Source organism: Bacillus sp. AFS040349, assembly GCF_002577655.1.
GTDB lineage: Bacteria > Bacillota > Bacilli > Bacillales > Bacillaceae > Metabacillus.
Genome location: NZ_NUMC01000168.1, coordinates 1 through 710 on the forward strand (window position 1 = coordinate 1; position 710 = coordinate 710).

1 pseudogene is annotated in these 710 nt (G+C 28.6%); it reads left to right on the forward strand.

Annotation, left to right across the window (positions count from 1 at the left end):
- Positions 1-26: 26 nt before the first annotated feature.
- Positions 27-206 (forward strand): annotated as a pseudogene (locus tag COD11_RS25425) (stage II sporulation protein P); the annotation flags it as partial.
- Positions 207-710: the final 504 nt, after the last annotated feature.

Consider the following 710-nt stretch of genomic DNA (forward strand, 5'->3'; position numbering starts at 1 on the left):
AGAAGTTTTGACAATACGCGGGTTTATCGAGGGGTGTAATTATTAAAAGTAGCGAACAAGGTAACGGTGTATATAATCAAGATTTATCTCCTAATAGTGTCATTATTGAAATTGGTGGAGTAGAAAATCGAATTGATGAGCTTTACCGTACTGCAGATTTATTAGGAAATGTTATAAGTGAATATTATTGGCAAACAGTGCATTAATTTTATTTAATGGGAAATTATTGTTTAGGTTTAAGAGTAAAAGAGAGAGAATTTAATTTCTATCGATTATGTTAGTCTCTAATTCTAAAATATATGAATAGGACTTTTCCTACTTATGAATTAATGAACAAAATGCAGAAGCGAGGGAAGCAAACAGGTAGTTTGTTCATAAACTTTTCGTATTATATGAAGAGGAATATCTTTATTTTAAAAGATAGTCTTTTCTAATGAATGCAGCAGGATACTTGAGGAAGAAAAATAAATAATATACTTGACCGTGTACTATGGTACACGGTTTAAATTTGTTATGGGGTGAATTATTTGAGTTATCTTATTAGTAAACTTGCTGATAAAAGTGGGGTAAATAAAGAGAAAATTAGATATTACGAAACCAGCTAATAGTTGTCAACATTTTTCAATAAAAAAATTAAAATAATGATGATATACTAAAAATGAGTATGCTAAATAACCTTCCTTATCTTCATATTTGGAAGGTTTTGTTTT